Source organism: Pedobacter alluvionis, from assembly GCF_003664035.1.
Classification (GTDB): domain Bacteria; phylum Bacteroidota; class Bacteroidia; order Sphingobacteriales; family Sphingobacteriaceae; genus Pedobacter; species Pedobacter alluvionis.
Genome location: NZ_RCCK01000010.1, coordinates 1,149,354 through 1,169,687 on the forward strand (window position 1 = coordinate 1,149,354; position 20,334 = coordinate 1,169,687).

General features: G+C 39.2%; 17 protein-coding genes and 4 tRNA genes. 8 read left to right on the forward strand and 13 right to left on the reverse strand.

The features are described 5' to 3' along the window. Window position 1 precedes the first annotated feature (1 nt). The 8 genes from BCL90_RS05135 to BCL90_RS05170 all read right to left on the reverse strand — a co-directional run bounded on the left by BCL90_RS05135 (window position 2) and on the right by BCL90_RS05170 (window position 5,655). A complete protein-coding gene (locus BCL90_RS05135; RefSeq protein WP_121282932.1) occupies window positions 2-2,110 on the reverse strand; it encodes a T9SS type A sorting domain-containing protein in 2,109 nt (702 codons plus the stop codon). Window positions 2,111-2,150: 40 nt separating this feature from the next. Next, the gene (locus BCL90_RS05140) at window positions 2,151-2,552 is read right to left on the reverse strand and encodes a hypothetical protein (RefSeq protein ID WP_121282933.1); all 402 of its coding nucleotides are present in this window, start codon (window positions 2,550-2,552) and stop codon (window positions 2,151-2,153) included. A gap of 920 nt (window positions 2,553-3,472) precedes the next feature. Next, window positions 3,473-4,027, reverse strand: a complete 555-nt coding sequence (locus tag BCL90_RS05145; RefSeq protein ID WP_121282934.1) for a lipocalin family protein — start codon at window positions 4,025-4,027, stop codon at window positions 3,473-3,475. Window positions 4,028-4,372: 345 nt separating this feature from the next. Further along, window positions 4,373-4,456: transfer RNA gene (locus BCL90_RS05150), tRNA-Leu, on the reverse strand. 71 nt (window positions 4,457-4,527) lie between these two features. Further along, window positions 4,528-4,600 (reverse strand) — tRNA-Gly (locus BCL90_RS05155). Between the two features lie 243 nt (window positions 4,601-4,843). After that, window positions 4,844-4,927, reverse strand: a tRNA-Leu gene (locus BCL90_RS05160). 69 nt (window positions 4,928-4,996) lie between these two features. Then, window positions 4,997-5,072 (reverse strand) — tRNA-Gly (locus BCL90_RS05165). Window positions 5,073-5,166: 94 nt separating this feature from the next. Beyond that, window positions 5,167-5,655 (reverse strand): regulatory protein RecX, encoded by a 489-nt coding sequence (locus BCL90_RS05170; protein WP_121282935.1) that lies wholly within the window; start codon window positions 5,653-5,655, stop codon window positions 5,167-5,169. A gap of 61 nt (window positions 5,656-5,716) precedes the next feature. Here BCL90_RS05170 and BCL90_RS05175 point away from each other — a divergent pair, with 61 nt between their 5' ends. Continuing rightward, window positions 5,717-8,176, forward strand: a complete 2,460-nt coding sequence (locus tag BCL90_RS05175) for a bifunctional UDP-N-acetylmuramoyl-tripeptide:D-alanyl-D-alanine ligase/alanine racemase (RefSeq protein ID WP_121282936.1) — start codon at window positions 5,717-5,719, stop codon at window positions 8,174-8,176. Between the two features lie 99 nt (window positions 8,177-8,275). Next, the gene (locus BCL90_RS05180; RefSeq protein WP_121282937.1) at window positions 8,276-8,866 is read left to right on the forward strand and encodes a DUF502 domain-containing protein; all 591 of its coding nucleotides are present in this window, start codon (window positions 8,276-8,278) and stop codon (window positions 8,864-8,866) included. Between the two features lie 485 nt (window positions 8,867-9,351). Here BCL90_RS05180 and BCL90_RS05185 read toward each other — a convergent pair whose 3' ends face one another. The 4 genes from BCL90_RS05185 to BCL90_RS05200 form a co-directional block, all read right to left on the reverse strand. Continuing rightward, window positions 9,352-9,846 carry a hypothetical protein gene (locus BCL90_RS05185; protein ID WP_121282938.1) on the reverse strand — a complete coding sequence of 165 codons (495 nt, stop codon included), beginning with the start codon at window positions 9,844-9,846 and terminating at the stop codon, window positions 9,352-9,354. Window positions 9,847-9,873: 27 nt separating this feature from the next. Further along, a complete protein-coding gene (locus BCL90_RS05190) occupies window positions 9,874-10,374 on the reverse strand; it encodes a hypothetical protein (protein ID WP_121282939.1) in 501 nt (166 codons plus the stop codon). Window positions 10,375-10,542: 168 nt separating this feature from the next. After that, complete coding sequence (locus BCL90_RS05195; protein WP_029278019.1) at window positions 10,543-11,250, reverse strand: LOG family protein; 708 nt, start codon at window positions 11,248-11,250, stop codon at window positions 10,543-10,545. A 17-nt stretch (window positions 11,251-11,267) separates the two neighbouring features. Beyond that, a complete protein-coding gene (locus tag BCL90_RS05200) occupies window positions 11,268-12,776 on the reverse strand; it encodes a sodium:solute symporter (RefSeq protein WP_121282940.1) in 1,509 nt (502 codons plus the stop codon). A gap of 279 nt (window positions 12,777-13,055) precedes the next feature. On the opposite strand from BCL90_RS05200, the gene recR reads away from it, so the two are divergent. Both recR and BCL90_RS05210 read left to right on the forward strand, forming a co-directional pair. Beyond that, window positions 13,056-13,673 (forward strand): recombination mediator RecR, encoded by a 618-nt coding sequence (gene recR, locus BCL90_RS05205; protein ID WP_121282941.1) that lies wholly within the window; start codon window positions 13,056-13,058, stop codon window positions 13,671-13,673. An 85-nt stretch (window positions 13,674-13,758) separates the two neighbouring features. After that, complete coding sequence (locus BCL90_RS05210; RefSeq protein ID WP_121282942.1) at window positions 13,759-14,577, forward strand: SDR family oxidoreductase; 819 nt, start codon at window positions 13,759-13,761, stop codon at window positions 14,575-14,577. A 495-nt stretch (window positions 14,578-15,072) separates the two neighbouring features. Here BCL90_RS05210 and BCL90_RS05215 read toward each other — a convergent pair whose 3' ends face one another. Further along, window positions 15,073-16,014 carry an ion channel gene (locus BCL90_RS05215; protein WP_121282943.1) on the reverse strand — a complete coding sequence of 314 codons (942 nt, stop codon included), beginning with the start codon at window positions 16,012-16,014 and terminating at the stop codon, window positions 15,073-15,075. A 379-nt stretch (window positions 16,015-16,393) separates the two neighbouring features. Here BCL90_RS05215 and trpD point away from each other — a divergent pair, with 379 nt between their 5' ends. The 4 genes from trpD to trpA all read left to right on the forward strand — a co-directional run bounded on the left by trpD (window position 16,394) and on the right by trpA (window position 20,131). Continuing rightward, complete coding sequence (gene trpD, locus BCL90_RS05220) at window positions 16,394-17,383, forward strand: anthranilate phosphoribosyltransferase (RefSeq protein ID WP_121283456.1); 990 nt, start codon at window positions 16,394-16,396, stop codon at window positions 17,381-17,383. Next, window positions 17,377-18,006 carry a phosphoribosylanthranilate isomerase gene (locus tag BCL90_RS05225; RefSeq protein WP_244095054.1) on the forward strand — a complete coding sequence of 210 codons (630 nt, stop codon included), beginning with the start codon at window positions 17,377-17,379 and terminating at the stop codon, window positions 18,004-18,006. Before trpD ends, BCL90_RS05225 begins: the two co-directional genes overlap by 7 nt. A 96-nt stretch (window positions 18,007-18,102) precedes the next feature. Continuing rightward, window positions 18,103-19,284, forward strand: a complete 1,182-nt coding sequence (gene trpB / locus BCL90_RS05230; protein ID WP_121283455.1) for a tryptophan synthase subunit beta — start codon at window positions 18,103-18,105, stop codon at window positions 19,282-19,284. Window positions 19,285-19,363: 79 nt separating this feature from the next. Continuing rightward, window positions 19,364-20,131 carry a tryptophan synthase subunit alpha gene (trpA, locus tag BCL90_RS05235; protein WP_121282945.1) on the forward strand — a complete coding sequence of 256 codons (768 nt, stop codon included), beginning with the start codon at window positions 19,364-19,366 and terminating at the stop codon, window positions 20,129-20,131. Window positions 20,132-20,334: the final 203 nt, after the last annotated feature.

The following is a 20,334-nucleotide window of genomic DNA, read 5'->3' on the forward strand; positions in this document are numbered from 1 at the left end:
ATTAATGGCGAACAATTACCTGTTTTTTTATCGTTTGCGTCCCATCATTGATATGTATAAAATAGGTTCCATTCGGAACTGACTCCACATTTATTTTGGTTGAGCCGGATGATGATGAGCCTGTCCTGATCGTTTTTCCCGTGTTGTCCAAAAGCGTAACCTGAAATGCCTGTTTCTGATCAACGGTTTTTGAGGAACCGCCAGAATTTTTTGACACTTCGAATTCTGTGCTGGATGGATTTGGGGAAATTAGCCAGGAGAAACCGCATGGTGGATAATAGGTCGCATCGTTAGCAAGTAATTTTGGCGAAATTCCACAGCTCGTTTTTACCCGAAGATTAAGGGTTATTGGGTTAGCAGGGAATTCATATATACTAAAATCGGGACTTGTACTCGGAGGATACTCGGCCCCATTGTATATCCAGATATATTGAAGGTTCGGCGTCACGGGGGTGATATCAAAAGACGCCTCCCAGTCACTTCCGCCAATACAGGCCGAATGATACATGCGTATGCTAACAGCGGGAGCAGGAACGCCGACTATAACTTTGTATTCGCGGAAAACAACATCATTCAGGGAAGCCCTGATATAACCATTTTCGCTTGAATTTATGCTTATAGGAGATACTGTAACCGATCCGGCGGTGCTCGAAACGATGTTTAATTGAGAAGAAACCGACCAGGTAATGGTATAGCCTGATGGCAGGTTTGGCATATTGTATGTCGCGTTCTGACCATAACAGATGTTGCTGGGACCAGTCAATAAACCTCTGTCAAGCGGAGCAATCTCAAACAAATCCTGATTAGGTGACAGCCAATACTTGAGCTGGGTATGGGCCAGCGGCTGTAGGTCCCATGATTTGCCGAATTTTCCAAACCGGTCGTTTAAAGTTGGGTTGCTACAACTTGACGAACCTCCCCTAAGCTGACCGATCACCTGTTTTGACTCGTTGAACAAAGGAGCACCCGATGATCCCCCTTCGGTTACCCCAAGGTTCCACTCAACTCCCCACATGTTTGCACTAAAAGTGCTGGTCTGTATCAATCCGGTAAATGAAATCTTCTGCACATCCCCTGAAGGATGGTGGATCGAAGCACCCCAATTTGGAGGGGTGTTGGATCTATTCCAGCCGTAAAGGCTCAAATTGGACTCAATTGGGAGTGCATTAAACAGTTCAACCAATGCAAAGTCCGTTCCTTCATATGCTGCACGCCAGGTTGCACCGTAAAACTGCCATACTGAATTCAGAACTGATCCCAGGCAGGTCTCTCTGCGGTAAAAGAACTGGAATGTATAATTACTGGTCGCATTGACTTCGTTTGCATTTAAAGTTCCATCATTATCACTATCCAGACAGTGGAAAGCAGTCAGAAAAAACGGCCTTCCATCGTTGTTTTCATTGTTGACCAATGCGCCGGTACACTGGGATCCACCAGTGAAGTATCTGGCCGTTGGTCCTCCGTCCCAATCCTCCCTGCAGGCAATGTCGACCATACATGGTTCTGAATCATTTAGACCCTTGGCGCTTTGCTGGCTTTTATAAACATCCCTGTATCCGATAATCACTTCTGATATGACAATCTGGCTAACAGTCTTTAAAGACTTTGTATCCTTTTCCCTTAATAGTACTGTAATCGCACCTCCCTTTAGCGGTGCAATCCCATAGGTTCCCTGTTTATTGTTTTCTTTGGATGTGATAGGACCCAGGATCATATCATGATCTTCATTGTAGATATATAACAGTGCTGATCCCGATAAAGCAAACTTGCTGAAGTTCAGACTCAGGGATGAAGCTCCCGGCGAACTGATTTTAAGCTCGGCATAACTGCTTTCTCCGTCGGACCATGAGGAGCCTTCCGAGATCGAAATACTTTTTGAAACTGGTTTTCCATAGAGAAACGGAATTTTTGCCGTATCGACAATGGCTTTTTCTTTTGAAAAGTCAGTGGTTACCACAATGGTTTTAATCATGCGTTTGATGTTTAGGTTTTTGGGCAGAAAGCTCATAATTAAAGAGGTATCGGTCGATTCCCTTAATAAAACCTGTGCATTTACGCTAATGGTGCCTATTAGGATCATCGTAAAAATGATCAGAGCTGTTTTTTTCATTTGTGAGACGTTAGATGAGTAGATAGGTTAATTTGTTAGGTCAGTTTGCTACACGTATTATATTTTTTAAACGGATTTTTAAAATGTTAAAATTTACTGGATCTGTGACGCTGCATTCCTGTTGGGTCGATTTTCCATCCAGATAAAATTCGAAAAGGTAGCGTTTGCCAACGATTTTGGAGGAGTCCGGAAGTTGATAGGTTTTGACAACATTGGAATATGCTTTACCGTTGTAGGTGATGTTTTCTCCATATGTTTTGTTTCCCGTGTTAGGTTCTGCAAATTGGATTAGCCATGCATTTTCGGATGGTATGCTTTGGCAGTTCTCTGAACCTATAACAGAACCAACAGCATTTTCATAATCCGGTTGAAATGGTGGCTTTTCTTTACAGCTGGAATAAATGAGGACCAGAAGTCCGAGTACATGTAGTTTTTTGAGCATAGATATTTAGTTAAATTCTGTAGTAATAAATTCCCTGTAAAAAGAAGGTGTGAAATCATATTAATACTACAATTGACGAAATTAAAAATACAAATAAAATAATTTTTTACGGCAATATTTTTTTGTCTTTATTTTCTGCTATCTGAATTGCCAAATCTTCTGTGAGAAACAACACAGATAATAATAAAGCTAAAATTCACATATTTAGTCTTATAGCTATTTTGTTAACCAATAAATGAGTCTTTTGTAGTTTCCGTATAGGTATTAAAGTCACTACTAATTTGTGTTCATACTTATAAAACGTATTAATTTTCAATACGCTACAGTTCAGCTTAATTATTTTCAAAAAGCTGTTATGGTTTTAAAGATAGTACTGGAAACCTTCATCTAGCATCTGTATCCCTGTTGCCAAACTTTATACAATATCAACTTGTAAATATAAATTTTGGTCTTGTCTGCTCATTCATGATATGAAATCAACCAAAGAGAAAATTACGGCATGTAGTTTCAACAACTTGCCAGGATTGAATCGGGGAACCTATAAGGGGGATTTTGCTAAAAACAGAAAAAACATTCGTAGAATCATTTCGACGAAAACGGATAAAAAGGCCGTGAATTTCGGGTGCATCTTCTCTGCGAGCGCGTAATGTTCAATTAACGGGTATGGAGCAGTTTAGGACACTCTTGCTAATAAAACTGGTCTGCAACGTTTCCACTTAAACTTTTTAAACTGAATTCTGGTTACGGGATCAGGAACATCCTGTAACCAGAGAACGATATTCTTTTCACAAAGGAATAGATATAACCGGCAAAAATGAAGTTTTCCAATTTGTTAGGGTTTGAGACTACACTTCATCCAAATATCGATCAAATCGAAATGATACCAGAATTTTGAAATCTGTCATCAAATTAAACAAGCTTTATTTTCCGTTATCCTTGTCTTGTACTGTCCAAACCAGGTCTTGCGTTTGGTACCCCAGATCATTTGCTTTTCTTAAATAATCAGCCTTTACTGCGTCTGGAATATATCTCGTCCGCGAAAGTATCCAAAGATAATCCAGGTTATTTCCGGCTACCAGGGCGTACTGGTAATCTTTGTCGATGTCAATTACATTGTAACCGGCGTAAAACGGACCGAAAAAGGAGACTTTTAACCTCGCTTCGTCATCACTTTTCACAAATTTGGCTTTTCCAATACTTTGTTTCCATTTGTTTTTCACCATGTCATATCCCTTATTGTCGACCTTGATAGACCCGTCATCATTTTTAGAATAGGTAGCAGTCACATTCTTCAGGTTTTTTTCGAACTTGAAATCCATTCTGGCAATTTCGTACCAGGTACCCAGGTATTTATCCTTATTAAATGGCTTAACTGCTGATGCCCCTTTAGGGATTGAAACCTTACAGCTTGCATAGGCAGCCGCTATGATCGCTAGTGTTGCTAACAAAAGCGTATTCTTGTATTTTGTTGTCATTATGGTGATTTAAATAACTGCAACAATGGGGAGGCACAAATGTTTGGGTCTTCAGATAAGATTGAGATTTATTCCGGTTTTGGTAAGCTTTTTGAGCGTGGGCATTTTTGACTGCAATAGATAACATGTTCTCAGTTCTTCGCTCATTTTGCACGCCACACAAACGGGCGTTACAGATTGGAAATGTTTTATGGCGTACCAGTACAATCGGTTGGCTATTCCAAGCGACCTGAAAGAGGGTGTCTGGTAAACGATCATTTAACCGTTTTTTTTAAAAGAACCTAAATGAAAAGGGTTGCCCTTTTTTGGAGCAACCCTTTTTATAATATGGGATAATCCCATCCGTACTCGGGGCGGGAATCGAACCCGCACGCCTTTGAAAGCACAGGATTTTAAGTCCTGCGTGTCTACCAGTTCCACCACCCGAGCATTAGCCTGTTCCGAAATCCTTCGGTAGGTTAACTTTAAAATAAATGCCTTCTGGTAGGAAGGCATTTTAGAGCGAAAGACGAGATTCGAACTCGCGACCCCGACCTTGGCAAGGTCGTGCTCTACCAACTGAGCTACTTTCGCAAATTAATACATCTGTTGTATTCCTTTGGGGTTGCAAATATAGGAATTAAACTTTTTGAATCAAAAAAATAAAATAAATTTTTAAAATAAAATTGTTAGTGCTTCAAAATCAATGAAATAAAAATAAAGTCTTAGCAAGGTGGATCACAACTTTAAACCTTCGCAATTCCAAATTTTTTGCTTAATCCCTTAAACAAAAAAACCTTTCATTTCTGAAAGGTTTTCGTTCGATTTTTTTGTGTGTACTCGGGGCGGGAATCGAACCCGCACGCCTTTGAAAGCACAGGATTTTAAGTCCTGCGTGTCTACCAGTTCCACCACCCGAGCATTAGCCGCTGCCGATCTCCATCGGCTTGGTTAACTTTAAAATAAATGCCTTCTGGTAGGAAGGCATTTTGGAGCGAAAGACGAGATTCGAACTCGCGACCCCGACCTTGGCAAGGTCGTGCTCTACCAACTGAGCTACTTTCGCATTTACAAAACTGATGTTGTTGTTTCGTTTTGGTGATGCAAATATAGGCAGATTTATATTTCTGTCAAGAGATTTCTTGTTAAAAATTTAATATTTAATTTAAATTGCTGGCTTTCAGTACCAGTAAAATTAAATCAGTTTCAAAACCTTTTGCCTGAAGGTAGCTCATCAGCTTATTTTTCCGTTTGAACGCATCATTTTCAGCCAGACTTTCTGCTTTTTTAACCGCTAATTTTTCTATCGTTTGCAAATAATCATCTTCATCGATACTGTAAATTGCTTTTTGTAAAATTTTATCAGGAACGCCTTTCAATTTTAAACCCTGTTTAATTTTAACCCGGCCCCAATGTTTAATGTTGAATTTGCCCGATGCATAACTTTTGGCAAACCTTTCTTCATTCAAAAAATTATTGATGATCAGGTCCGTAATAATTTCTTCCAGTTCATCTCCCCGCATGCCCCATTCTACCAATTTGTACCGCACCTCTTTTTGTGAACGTTCCTGGTAAACGCAAAAACTTTCGGCTTTGGCCAAAGCTTGTTTTTTATCTAATAATACTGCCTCTTGTTTACCGCTTTTCATAATTAATTACTGAAATTCGTAAAAATAAAAGCGATTACCGTATTTTTCTGAATATAATACAATGCAAAATCCAATATATACCGTTTCCAAAATAGCCGAAATTTTAAATGCCGCTCCCAAATTAGTTGATGGCGAGGCGATTATTCGTTACCTGATAATTGATAGCCGTTCCGTTTTAGTGCCAGAAAATTCTATGTTTTTTGCCTTGTCTTCACACCGCGATGGACATGAATTTATTAAAGATGCCTATGCAAAAGAAATCAGAAATTTTGTAATTACCGAAGCGAAATACATTAACGAATATCCAGACTGCAATTTTTTATTGGTACATGATGCCCTGGAAGCGCTACAAAAATTAAGTGCTTATCATCGGAATCAATTTGATTTAAAAACAATAGGTATTACGGGCAGCAACGGGAAAACTATTGTTAAAGAATGGTTATATCAGCTTTTGGCAACCGACTTTAATATTGTTAAAAGTCCGAAAAGTTATAATTCGCAAATTGGCGTACCGCTTTCGGTTTGGCAGATTGAGGCTGATGATACCTTAGGCATTTTTGAAGCTGGTATTTCTGCGGTTAACGAGATGCAGCATTTAGCCGAAATTATCCGTCCTGAAATCGGAATCTTAACCAATATCGGAGAAGCACATGCTGAAGGATTCGGTTCTAAAAAAGAAAAACTCACAGAGAAACTGAAGCTCTTTGCAGCATCTGAACTATTTATTTACTCGCCTGAATACGTAACCGAAGTACGTGCAAAAGATTTGCCCGGTAAGAAAAAGTTTAGCTGGAGCAGCAAGCAGCCTGCTGACCTGCAGATTACTACTGTTGAACCCATTGAAGGGAATTGCTATTTAAGGGCCATTTATCAGAATACGGAAATAGAGTGTATGCTGCCTTTTAAAGATAAAGCTTCGATAGAAAATGGCATGATCTGCTGGGCAACTTTATTGGCTTTAGGTTATACTCCTGAACAGGCCGATCTTCGTTTGGAGAAACTGAGCCATGTAAGCATGCGTCTTGAACTAAAAAACGGAATCAATCAGTGTTCCATTATTGATGATTCTTACAGTGCTGATATTTCTTCATTGGCCATAGCGCTGGATTTTTTAAATCAACAGAACCAGCATCCCAAGAAAACCGTTATCCTTTCCGAATTATTTGAAACCGGAAGGGAAGATCTTGATTTATATACCGAAATAGCCGGATTGCTCTCGCAGAAAAAGGTAAACAGGTTAATTGGTATCGGAACACATATTTCGCGTTATGCCGATCTTTTTAATTTCGAAACCCAGTTTTTTGAGGATACCAATGCTTTTGTGGAGGCTTTTCCGGGTTTACAGTTTAACCACGAAACCATATTGGTAAAAGGAGCCAGGCGCTTTGAATTTGGACGCATCAGTAAACTGCTCACCCAAAAGATACACGATACGGTTTTAGAAATCGACCTGAATGCCATGGTAGGCAACCTGCAGTTTTACCGTTCCAAAATTAAGCCTGGTGTTAAAATAATGGCCATGGTAAAAGCTTTTTCCTATGGAAGCGGAAGTTTCGAAATCGCCAATTTATTGCAGTTCCATAAAGTAGATTATCTGGCGGTAGCCTATGCCGATGAAGGTATTGCTTTGAGGAAAGCCGGAATTACGTTGCCCATTATGGTGATGAGTCCTGAAGAATCTGCTTTTGAAGCGATTATCAAACACAGGCTCGAACCTGAAATTTATAGTGTTGAGATTCTGAACAGCTTTTTAAATGCGCTATCCGATTATGATTTCGATTATCCGATCCACATTAAAATAGATAGTGGCATGCACCGCTTAGGTTTCGATCAGACTGAAACGGATACCTTATCGGATCTGTTAAAGGATTCGGCAAAGGTAAAAGTGCAGAGTATTTTTTCTCACTTAGTGGCTAGTGATGCTGCGGAGCATGATGGATTTACACAACAACAGATTGAAAGGTTTAAAACTATCGCTAATCAGTTGATAAATGTTTTAGGTTATAAACCGCTGCTTCATATATCCAATACTTCTGGTATTTCACGCTGGCCTGAAGCGCAGATGGATATGGTTCGTTTAGGGATTGGTTTATATGGTTTCGATTCTGCTTTGGCCAATAACCGTGGTTTACAGACGGTAATGGTGCTTAAAACTACCGTTACCCAGGTAAAAACTTTAGAAGCAGGCGAAACCGTAGGTTACAGCCGAAAAGGTATGATGCAAAATGGCGGAAAAATTGCCACTGTAAAAATCGGTTACGCAGATGGCTACACCAGGTATTTTGGCAATGGCGTAGGTAAAATGCTGGTTAATGGCTATTTAGTGCCAGTAATAGGCTCAATCTGCATGGATATGACCATGTTGGATGTTTCAGGGATTGACGTTAAACCCGGCGACGAAGCCATCGTATTTAATCAGGAGCATACCATTATGCAGCTCGCCAAAGATATCAATACCATTCCTTATGAAATTTTAACCAATATCTCGCAAAGGGTTAAAAGGGTTTATTTTTATGAGTAAGAGCTATGCTAAATTGTTTAATTGATATATTGTTGGCTGTATAGCGTTAACAATTGAGCAATTAAACAATTCTAACCATATTTTTCCTAATTTTGCACCATGAATAAAGTCGGGAAAGCTATTTTAAACTATCTGATTAAAGGTTTATTAATTGTTGTACCCATTGCCGTGAGTATTTTTATTGTGGTTTGGGCAGTTACAACAGTTGATAGCTGGTTGAATGTAAACAATATTTTAGGTGTAAATCCCAATACGGGCGAAAGCCGGAATATCCCGGGTTTAGGTTTGCTGACGGTTTTAGCCCTTATTTTGCTGGCCGGTATTTTTGTAACCAATTTAGTAACCGAACCCATGTACAATTGGTTTCAGCGGATGATGCAACGGTTGCCATTACTTAACTTCATTTATTCATCCATAAAAGATTTAACAGAGGCTTTTGTTGGCGATGAAAAGAAATTTAACCACCCGGTATTGGTAGAAGTGGAGGGCGGTTTGAAAAAGATTGGCTTTTTAACGCAGAATGATCTGCATAAACTCGATCTGCCTGATGAAGTAGCTGTTTACTTTCCACTTTCTTATTCTTTTGCCGGCCAGCTTTGCATCGTAAAAAGAGATAAGGTTGCCGATTTAAATATGACTGCTGCTGACGCGATGAAATTGGTAGTAAGTGGTGGTGTAAGCGGACTTTAATCATTTCTAATCTAGTCGTAGCGTCTCGCTACGAGACCGAATAATTCCATAAAGTTGAGATTAATACTTTTTATTGTCTTAGCGAGACGCTAAGGCCAGATTGGAGATCGTTTCGTCGTTATATCTGATGACTGCCCGCGCACAATAGCCCTGATGGAAATGAAAATCCCTTTTGGGTACCTGTAATTGTTGGTATAGAATAATTCCCAAAAGGATTGGAATGTACAGCAGGACCGGAACCGCCCTATTGATTACAGGTATTAGCGCTACAAAAAGAAACGACTTTAGCCCTAGTGTCTCGCTACGAGACTGAATAATTCTATAAATTGAGATTAATACTTTTTATTGTCTTAGCGAGACGCTAAGACCAGATTGGTTGTAGCGTCTCGCTATGGCATGTCAATAATTTTATTTTTATAGTGTCTTAGCGAGACGCTAAGACTAGATTGTTGGTTACAGATTCTTCGCTGCGCTCATAATGACAACTAAAAAATACTTTTAAAAGTAAGCATGCAGAATATAAAAATAATCAGGCCAAAAATCAGCCTCGAATAGTATTCTCTTATAAAAAGGCCACATAGTACCAGCATGTCATCATCAACATTGGTATGGATCAATCCATTTCCTGTTGATGCATTAAACAGGATCTGTTTGTCTTTATGGTTGTTTAAAGACCACCGACTTAACCAGCTGTTTTGATAACTCCAATCGAAATTTTCGCCGGAAGCAAACACTATCCTGGCTTTAAAACCAAGCCAGTCGTAAGTAATTAAGGCTAAAACCTTATTCTGGTTGTCTAGGATTTTAGTTTCTGGTTTAGAAAACCCTTCACTTTTCAACAGGTAAATGCCTGCCTGAGTAGTGGCTATTGCCGTATTTTTCCAGGAACCAAAATTGATTGAAAATTTTAAATAGCCATTGTTCATTACCTGATAATTACTATCAAATAAACCTTTTCTCCAATTTAATATCTGTTCCATCTCACAAAAGGGCTAAGTTTTTACTATTTATGGGCGAAGTGTTGTTATTGTGATGATCGGTATAAAACATGCAATAACTAAAATGGCCTGTTTGTTATAGATCTGCTTAATAAACAGACCTGCTATGATTAGTAGTTCATTATCCGTATCAGACGATAATGTACCACTGTTGCTGCTGGAGTTATACATAATATGCTCATCCTTATAATTGCTTACCGTCCATTGCGAACCCCATAAACTTTTTGATTTCCATTCATACTGCTCACCGGATTTTAAGCTGATTACCGCTTTTGACTTCCAGGTATCATAATTAATCACCGCAACTACTTCATTTGTTTTTCTATCGATTACCTTTGTTCTCGATTGCCAGAAACCTTCGTTTACAAATTGATAGTTTTTATCTTCAAAAATGCTTTCTGCATCGCTTCTCCAGCTGCTAAAAGAAATCATACCTTTTTGAACACCATCTGCAAAAAGCTGAAAGTTTCCGTTAAGCCAATTACTTTTCCAATTGATAAATTTCGACATATTAATTGCGTTTTATTTTAGATAGCAGTGTTCTTCAGTTGTTACAATAAATGAAGACATAAAAAAAGTGCTTATTGTTTGTAAGCACTTTTCAGTTATCAATTATCAGTTTGCAATTTTCAGTTAGCCATACTAATGAACCAATGGCTAATGAACCATTAAACCAACCTAAAAATTCGGTTTAAGTACATATTTATCGTAGAAACGGAAAATATGCTCTGCAGCTTCTTCTGCTGTATCTACCAACCTGAAAAGGTTTAAATCTTCTTCGTGGATATTGTGTTCCTTCTGCAGCATGGTTCCTTTAATCCAGTCAATTAATCCACCCCAATAATCAACGCCAACTAATACGATAGGGAAACGGGCGATTTTGCCGGTTTGGATTAGGGTTAAGGCTTCAAATAACTCATCCATGGTGCCAAAACCACCTGGTAATACGACAAAACCCTGGCTATATTTCATGAACATCACTTTGCGCACAAAGAAATAATCAAACTCCAGTAATTTATTATGATCGATATATTTATTGTGGAACTGCTCAAAAGGCAACTCAATGTTTAAACCTACCGATTTTCCACCGTTGGTATGCGCACCCTTGTTACCCGCTTCCATAATACCTGGGCCACCGCCGGTAATTACACCATAACCTCTATCGGTTAATAACTTACCGCACTGCTCGGCCAATTGGTAATATCGATGCGTTTGAGCGGTACGCGCTGAACCGTAAATGGTAACACATGGGCCAATTTTAGCCAGTTTCTCAAAGCCATCTACAAATTCGGCCATGATTTTAAAAATTTGCCAGGAATCTGTTACTTTAATTTCCTGCCAGTCTTTGTTTTCGAAAGCACTTCTAATTTTTTCTTCACTCGTCATATACTGTTATTCTAATATTAAAATTTGGTTTGCGCATCAGTTTTTTTACTGATGAACAACAAGCCTATAAATGTGATTAAACCGTTAATCAAAATCAGTTCAACACTAAAAACGTAACCGCCCAATAATTTGGTCGAATTCGTTGCAAGCAAGTAACATAAAAAAGGTGATAATAAGCAAACTATTGGGACTAATTTATCGTGAAGGCCACGTTTTTTTACAAATAATCCAAAACTATATAATCCTAAAAGCGGTCCGTAAGTGTAAGAAGCGATGGTAAAAATTAAGCTGACTACTGATGAACTGTTCAGCGCATTGATCACGAGAATCACCAGAAACATCAAAATAGAAAAGGCCACGTGTACGGTATGGCGTTTTTTTACGGCGTCTTTGGCATTTACATTTTCTGCCTTAGCCATGCCTAAAAAGTCGACACAAAAGGAGGTGGTTAAAGCCGTTAAAGCCGAATCGGTAGTGGCAAAGGTTGCAGCAGTTAAACCCAGCATAAATATAATTGCAGGTATAGCACCCAGGTTATTCAATGCAATTTCAGGAAACAATAAATCTGTTCGGGGTTTTCCGGTAATGTGATCTAAAGGAATATCGATGCCATTTTTTGTGGCGAAAATGTATAACAATGCGCCAACACTTAAAAAGAAAACATTCAGGATCACAAATACGCCAGTAAATGTGAACATGTTTTTCTGTGCTTCCTTGATGGTACCCATGCTCAGGTTTTTCTGCATCAGATCCTGGTCTAAGCCCGTCATGGCAATGGTCACAAAAATACCACCGATAAACTGTTTACTGAAATAGAACTTATTGGTCAGGAAATCATCTAAAAAGAATATTTTCGAATAACTACTGTTTTTTACTGTCTCAAATGCCTGCGGAATATTGAAATTCAGGCTGTTGCAGATGAAGTAAATGGTTAAAAAAACCGATAAAACGAGGAAAAAAGTTTGTAAAGTATCGGTAATAATGATGGTTTTTAATCCACCTTTAAAAGTGTACGACCATATCAATGCCAGCGAAATCAATACCGTTAACCAGAACGGAATGCCATAATTATCAAAAATAAAACGTTGTAAAACAATTACTACCAAATACAATCTTGTCGCTGAACCCAATGTACGGCTCAATAAAAAGATCGATGCTGCGGTTTTGTAGCTATAATGGCCTAGTCTCTTTTCGATATAGCTATAAATAGATGTTAAGTTCATCCGGTAGTAAAGCGGGAGCAAAACTGTAGCGATGATGATAAAGCCAACCGCATTCCCCAGCACAAACTGGAAATATTGAAACTGGTTTCCGCTGGGTGCGCCAACTTCTCCCGGTACGGATATAAAAGTAACCCCCGAAAGTGCAGTGCCGATCATTCCAAAGGCCACCAGGTACCATTTAGAATTTCTGTTGGCAACAAAAAAAGTGCTATTGTCTGACGATTTTTTTGAGGTTACAAAGGAAATGACAATCAGTAGCAGAAAGTAACCAATTAGAAAACACAAGAGTATGGTTGGTGACATAGTTTTATTTTAAGCTGATAAATGTAAAGAAAAGTATCAAATCAAGCAATATTCCTGAGTCGGAAGTCCGAAGTCGGAAGTCCGGAGTCCGAAGTCAGAAGAGAAATCAAGTCTCACTTCTAAAGGGGGTAGGGGGATGAAAATAATTCGACTGTCAACATCCAGATTTACTTTACCAATGAACCAATATCCAGTTTTCAGTTGGCAATTTGCGGTTACCAATGAACCAATGACTAATGAACTATTGAACTAACAAACCTTTTTACCTATTTTTGCACCATGAATTTTTCATCCAAACTGCTCGAAGATGCGGTAAACGAATTCTCAAAACTTCCTGGTGTAGGGCAAAAAACAGCTTTACGTTTGGTGTTACATCTTTTAAACAAAGAGCAGGAGGAGGTAAATCAGTTTGGCAATACTTTTATAAAACTTAAACAACAGATTAAACATTGCAGCACCTGCCATAACATTTCTGATTATGCGGTGTGTGAGATCTGTACTTCGATAAAACGCGATAAAGAAACCATTTGTGTGGTAGAAGATACTCGTGATGTAATGGCGATTGAAAACACCGGACAATATTTTGGCGTTTACCATGTTTTAGGAGGCTTAATTTCTCCAATGGACGGTGTTGGCCCTTCCGATTTGTTTATTGACGGATTGGTGGCCAGAATGGCAGTGGGTGGAATTAAGGAAGTAATTTTAGCGCTCAGTCCGAATATGGAAGGCGATACCACTTTGTTCTACCTCTATAAAAGACTAAAAGAATTTAATGTTCCGGTAACCACCATTGCGCGCGGAATTGCATTTGGCGGCGAACTTGAATATACTGATGAAATTACCTTGGGCAGATCGATTGTAACCCGCGTGCCTTATGAAACCGCGATGATGAAATAGTCATAATATAACCTATAACAAATTATAATAAAGTGGCATCCAGTCTTGATACTCAATACTCGCTACTCAATACCTGTTACTACAAATGAACCTAAAAAATAAAGTTATCATCATCACCGGGGCATCGAGTGGAATCGGAAAAGCCTGTGCCGAAGAATTTGCAAAACGTGGCGCCAATTTGGTTTTAGCTGCACGCCAATACGTAACACTTTGCGAAATCACTGCAGAACTGGAGAAAAAATATGGCATCAGGGCGGTGGCGGTTCAGGCTGATGTAAGTAAAGAAGCCGATTGCGAACTGATTATCAAACAGGCTTTGGTTTCTTTTCAAAAAATTGATATTCTGGTAAATAATGCCGGATTATCCATGCGTGCCCTGTTTAACGATCTGGATTTATCGGTGCTAAAAAACCTGATGGATGTGAACTTTTGGGGAACCGTTTATTGCACGAAATATGCCTTGCCTGAGATTTTAAAAACCAAAGGAACGGTGGTTGGCGTTTCATCAATTGCAGGTTACCGGGGTTTACCAGGTAGGACAGGTTATTCTGCCTCTAAATTTGCGATGAATGGTTTTATGGAATCATTACGTACCGAATTACTAAAAACTGGTGTAAACGTTTTATTGGCCTGTCCTGGTTTTACGGCTTCCAATATCAGGGTAACCGCTTTATCGAAAGATGGTGCTGCGCATGGCGAAACCAGTATGGATGAAGGTAAAATGATGACATCAGGAGAGGTAGCGGGCATTATTGCCGATGGTATTGAACAACGCAAACGTACGCTCATTATGACCGGACAAGGGAAATTAGCCGTTTGGATGAATAAACTTTTCCCTGCATTTGTAGATAAAAAGGTATTTGATTTATTCGCGAAAGAGAAAAAACCACTGATTAAGGCTTAAGGTAGAAGGTTTAAAGCGTAAGGTAAATAGATTAAAGGCAAAAGCCATGTCCAGATGATTAGTCAGATGATTTTTGGTGGGAACCAATTGTATAAGGATATTTTGGATTTTATACAAAAGACATCTTCGTAAGCGTTGTCAACTTTCTTGCCTCTTTGCTATTAAAGTTGACAATCCTGGCGTAATTTTAAGAGGTCTCGTCATTGCGAGGTACGAAGCAATCTTAATGCGGTAGCTGGGCTTTCTTTTTTCTGTTCCAGAAACCCAAGTTCACTAAACCCGGTAGAAGTGAAAATCCTTTTTGTTTGCAGCAACCTTGAATAGACTGTCATGCTGAGGCACGAAGCATCTGCAAGCTATGAAACAGATCCTTCGTGCCTCAGGATGACAGTATCACAAAAAGATTGAAGCGGATAACGGGACTATCGCAACCGATTAACACTGCAACCTGCTTTCCAAAAAACAAAACAATTTTTTAAAAGAGGAAAAAGACCTTTACACCGTCCGCGTAACCTTATCCAGTTTACTATAATCCATCACCATTTTGCCCTCTTCGTTATGGTAATACATTTTCTCAAACCTGGCATCCATTTCTATTTCTTCATCCTGATAACTGGTTCTGGTGTGGATGGTCTGCGAGAAAGTATCATCAAAAGCTTTTAGAATTACAAAAACTTCCACTTCGGCATGTTGCAGCTCGGTTAACGATTTTTCGAAAAACGGACTTTCTTCCGTAATCGGGTGTACCAGGGTCCAGTTTAAAGAGAGGATGCCGATTTTATTGCGCTCCAATGTCAGGGGATAGAATTTTCTTACATGCTTGCCGTCAACCGTTTCATTGTACGACATGACCATCTGCACTTCAACTTCGATAAGCTGATTACGACGCAGGTTAACCAAACGACACATTAAACCATGGCCTTTTTCGTAAGGGGCAATTACCATTTTTTTGCTGAAACTCACTTTAGAAGTAGGCCGGCTAAAACGGCCATACAATAAACCTGTTGCTAATGCAAAAGCAAGCAGGCCCAGCATACTTTCGAAGGCAGCCAGAATGCTTGTAACAAAACCCTGCGGAGAAATATGACCATAACCCACGGTAGAAATGGTTTGAGCAGAAAAGAAAAACGCATCAAAAAACTGATCGCGAAGGGTTACACCTTTGGCTCCTTCTAAGTTTTCGATACCCACTACGTTATATAAAACTGCGAATATAGTATTCACAATGAGGTAGGCCAGTAGAATGACGAAGAAAAAACGCGGCCAGCTCATGGTAACCAGGCGGGTATAGGTATCATCAAACTTAAACCAGGGCAGGCCGGTACGCTCAATATTTGCCGAACCATCGGGGTTAAGCATGCGCTGGTTTTTGGTTACCGGATTAGATCCGAAACCTAAATCATCATTAAAGTGTACTTTTCTTTTAAAGAAAGCCATATATTTTTAGAAAGATTTTGGAATTATAAAAAACTATGTCAATATTTGCTTTATACAAACATGATAATTAAAAACTTAAATAACAATTGGTGGTGGCATAACGAAATTCGTTAGGCAAATTCTATTGTTATATATTTTAAAATATTTTAAACACAACGAAGAGGATTGCCCAAAAAGCAATCCTTTTTTTATGCAATTTTTTTAACCATCGCCACGGTTCGTGTCTCCACGAACCGGAATAAATATAAATGGTTTGTGGAGACATAAGCCAGGGCGCAAAAAATGAATTTTTGAAGGATCGTCATGCTGAATTTAGTTCAGCATCTACGTGAAAGATTCTGAAACAAGTTTCAGAATGACGATAAGAGGTATACAAAACATGAAAAAAATATTAAACCATTTATTTGAGAACAAGAGTTTTAGCAGGGAAGAAGCTAAGAATATTCTAATCTCCATTTCAGAAGGCGCTTTCAATTCTTCGCAAATTGCCGCTTTTATTACCGCTTATGCCATGCGTAATATTACCGTACAGGAGCTACAGGGTTTTCGTGATGCGATGTTGGATATGTGCGTTAAAGTAAACTTATCGGGTTACGAGCTGATTGATCTTTGTGGTACCGGTGGTGATGGTAAAGACACTTTCAATATTTCTACCCTGTCCTCATTTGTAGTGGCGGGTGCTGGTCATCCGGTGGCCAAACACGGTAATTATGGCGTTTCATCTGGTTGTGGCTCCTCTAACGTAATGGAATACTTAGGCTATACGTTTACCAATAACGAAGATACTTTAAAACGTAATTTAGAAACTGCAGGGATCTGTTTTTTACACGCGCCGCTGTTTAATCCGGCGATGAAAATTGTAGCACCGATTCGCAAGGAACTGGGGGTGAAAACATTTTTCAATATGCTGGGTCCGATGGTTAACCCCGGACAGCCGAAATACCAGATGGTAGGGGTATTTAGTTTGGAACTGGCGCGTTTATATGCTTATTTATATCAGGATACTGATAAAAGTTATACTATTGTACATGCATTAGAAGGGTATGATGAAGTTTCGTTAACCTGCGATGTGAAAACCTTTTCGAACAAGGGCGAGCAGATTTTAACGCTTCAGGATATGGGCTTCGACAGGGTTGATGTGAATGCCATTAGAGGTGGCGATACGGTAGAGTCATCAGCCAAAATATTTGTGGATGTGTTAAACGGCGAAGCCACCGATGTACAGAACAATGTTGTGTTGTGTAATTCGGCATTGGCCATTAAAACAATAAAACCTGAGTTGTCTTTTGCCGATTGTTTCTATGAAGCGGAAGAATCTTTAATGAGCAAAAAAGCATTAAACAGTTTCAAAAACCTATTGGCATGTTAAAGTTGAAAGTTTGCGGGATGCGTTTGGCAGCGAATATTGCTACGGTTGCCGAATTGCAGCCAGATTATCTGGGTTTTATCTTTTATGAAAAATCGCCAAGGTTGATCAGTGATGTTTCTGCTGAATTGATCAAATACATTCCCTCAGAAATTAAAGCCGTTGGGGTTTTTGTAAATGAAGACCTCGAAAAAGTAAAAGATAAAGTAAACTTACTGAAGTTAAAAGCTGTTCAGTTACATGGCGGTGAGTCTCCTGAGTATTGTGAAGCATTAAAATCTGAATTTACTTTTTTAGAAGTGATCAAAGCTTTCGGAATAGATGAAGATTTTGATTTTTCTGTTTTGGAACCATATTTAAAGGTAGCAGACTTTTTCCTGTTCGATACCAAAACCAAAACATACGGGGGGGCGGGAAAAATGTTCAATTGGTCTGTTTTAGACCGATACACTTATACCAAACCTTACTTTTTGAGTGGCGGCATTGATTTAGAACATACATCGGCCTTAAAAGAAATAAATGATGAGCGCTTATACTCCCTGGATATCAATAGCAGATTTGAAATTGAACCTGGTTTGAAAGACGCGGAGAAGATTAAAGAATTTATAAAAGAAATGAATAAATAGACTGTCATACTGAGGTACGAAGTATCTGCAAGCGACGAAGAACTGCTGCCGATATTTAAAGATTCTTCGTTCCTCAGAATGACAAAATTTACGGATATGAAATACAAAGTAAACGAAAAAGGATATTATGGAGATTTTGGTGGCGCGTACATCCCCGAAATGCTTTATCCGAACGTAGAAGAATTGCGTCAAAACTATTTAAAGATTATTGATGATGCCGGTTTTCAAAAGGAATTTCATCAGTTATTAAAAGATTATGTTGGCCGTCCTTCGCCTTTATATCTGGCTAAAAGGTATTCGGAAAGATTTGGTGCCAATATTTTCTTGAAAAGGGAAGATTTAAACCATACCGGTGCTCATAAGATCAACAATACCATCGGACAGATTTTATTGGCCGAGAAGCTGGGTAAAAAAAGGATTATCGCCGAAACAGGCGCTGGTCAGCACGGCGTGGCTACGGCTACGGTATGTGCTTTGCGTAACCTTGAATGTGTGATTTACATGGGCGAGGTCGACATTGAGCGTCAGGCGCCGAATGTGGCCCGAATGAAAATGCTGGGTGCAAAGGTTGTTCCGGCTAGTTCTGGAAGTAAAACCCTGAAAGATGCGACTAATGAGGCGATGCGCGACTGGATCAATAACCCGGTTGATACGCATTATATCATCGGTTCAGTGGTGGGGCCGCACCCTTATCCTGATATGGTAGCAATTTTTCAATCGATCATCTCCGAAGAAACCAAAAAGCAATTATTAGAGCAAACGGGTAGCGACCAGCCTGATTATGTTTTGGCTTGCGTAGGTGGTGGAAGTAACGCCATGGGCATGTTCTACCACTTTATGGATGACGAAAATGTTAAACTCATTGCTGTTGAAGCAGCCGGAAAAGGGGTCTCGAGCGGATTTTCGGCAGCCACCACTTATTTGGGTAAAGAAGGTGTTTTACACGGCAGTAGAAGTATTTTAATGCAAACACCAGATGGGCAGGTGGTAGAACCACATTCGGTTTCGGCAGGATTGGATTATCCGGGTATTGGTCCACAGCATGCACATTTGTTTAAAACCGGCCGCGGACAATACGTTTCCATTACCGATGAAGAAAGTTTAGATGCCGGTTTACTTTGTACGCAACTGGAAGGGATTATCCCAGCTATTGAAAGTGCACATGCATTGGCTTACTTAGAAAAAATGGAATTTAAAGGTGGGGAAAACGTAGTGGTTTGCTTATCTGGCAGAGGTGATAAGGATCTGGACACTTATATTAAATATTTTAACTTATAGATGTGAGATAATAGATATGAGATATTAGACTTCCTGTCTGGTTCTCAAATCTCAAATCTCAGATCTCATATCTCAGAAAATGAATCGAATTAAACAACTCTTCGCATCGAAGAAAAATATATTATCAATTTATTATACCGCTGGTTATCCAAATACTGGCGATACTTTAAAAATTGCTGAATTACTAGAGAAATCAGGTGCTGATATGCTCGAAATCGGGTTTCCATATTCCGATCCTGTTGCAGATGGACCGGTAATCCAGGCCAGTAGTAAACAATCACTCGATCAGGGTATGACGCTTAACCTGCTTTTCGAACAGTTGAAAGACTTGCGTAAGACCGTTACCATTCCTGTTTTGTTAATGGGTTATGTAAACCCTGTTTTGCAGTTTGGCGTAGAAAAATTCTGTGAGGCCTGTGCCGAAGTAGGGGTAGATGGCTGTATCGTTCCCGATCTGCCTATGGTAGAGTACGAGGAATTTTATAAAGATTGCTTCGAAAAACATAACCTGAGCAATGTGTTCTTAATTACTCCTCAAACGGCTGAAGAACGTATCCATAAAATTGACGGTTTAACCAATGGATTTATCTATTTGTTATCATCGTCGGCTACTACAGGTAAAAATCTTGAGGTTGGTAATACTACCGAAGCTTACTTTAGTAGGATTAAAAACCTGAATCTGAAGAACCCAACCATGATCGGTTTCGGAATCAGCGATAAACAGACTTTTGATAAAGCTTGTTCGTATGCCAATGGAGCTATTATTGGTACGGCTTTCGTTAAAGCCATTGCTGATGGAAATTTGGAGGAAAGTGTAAGTACGTTTATGAAGAAGTTTAAGTCTTAGTATTTTTCTTTTCTTCCATAAATCGTCATTGCGAGGTACGAAGCAATCTTACAACTATGGCTACTATCGAGCGCATTAAGATTGCTTCCCCGAAAGTCGGGGCAGGCTTTTTCAGGTCGTCACCCTGAACTTGTTTCAGGTTCTTAATGGTTAAAAATTTACTAATTTCTTTTCACCATATAAGACATGTAAGAACATATTAG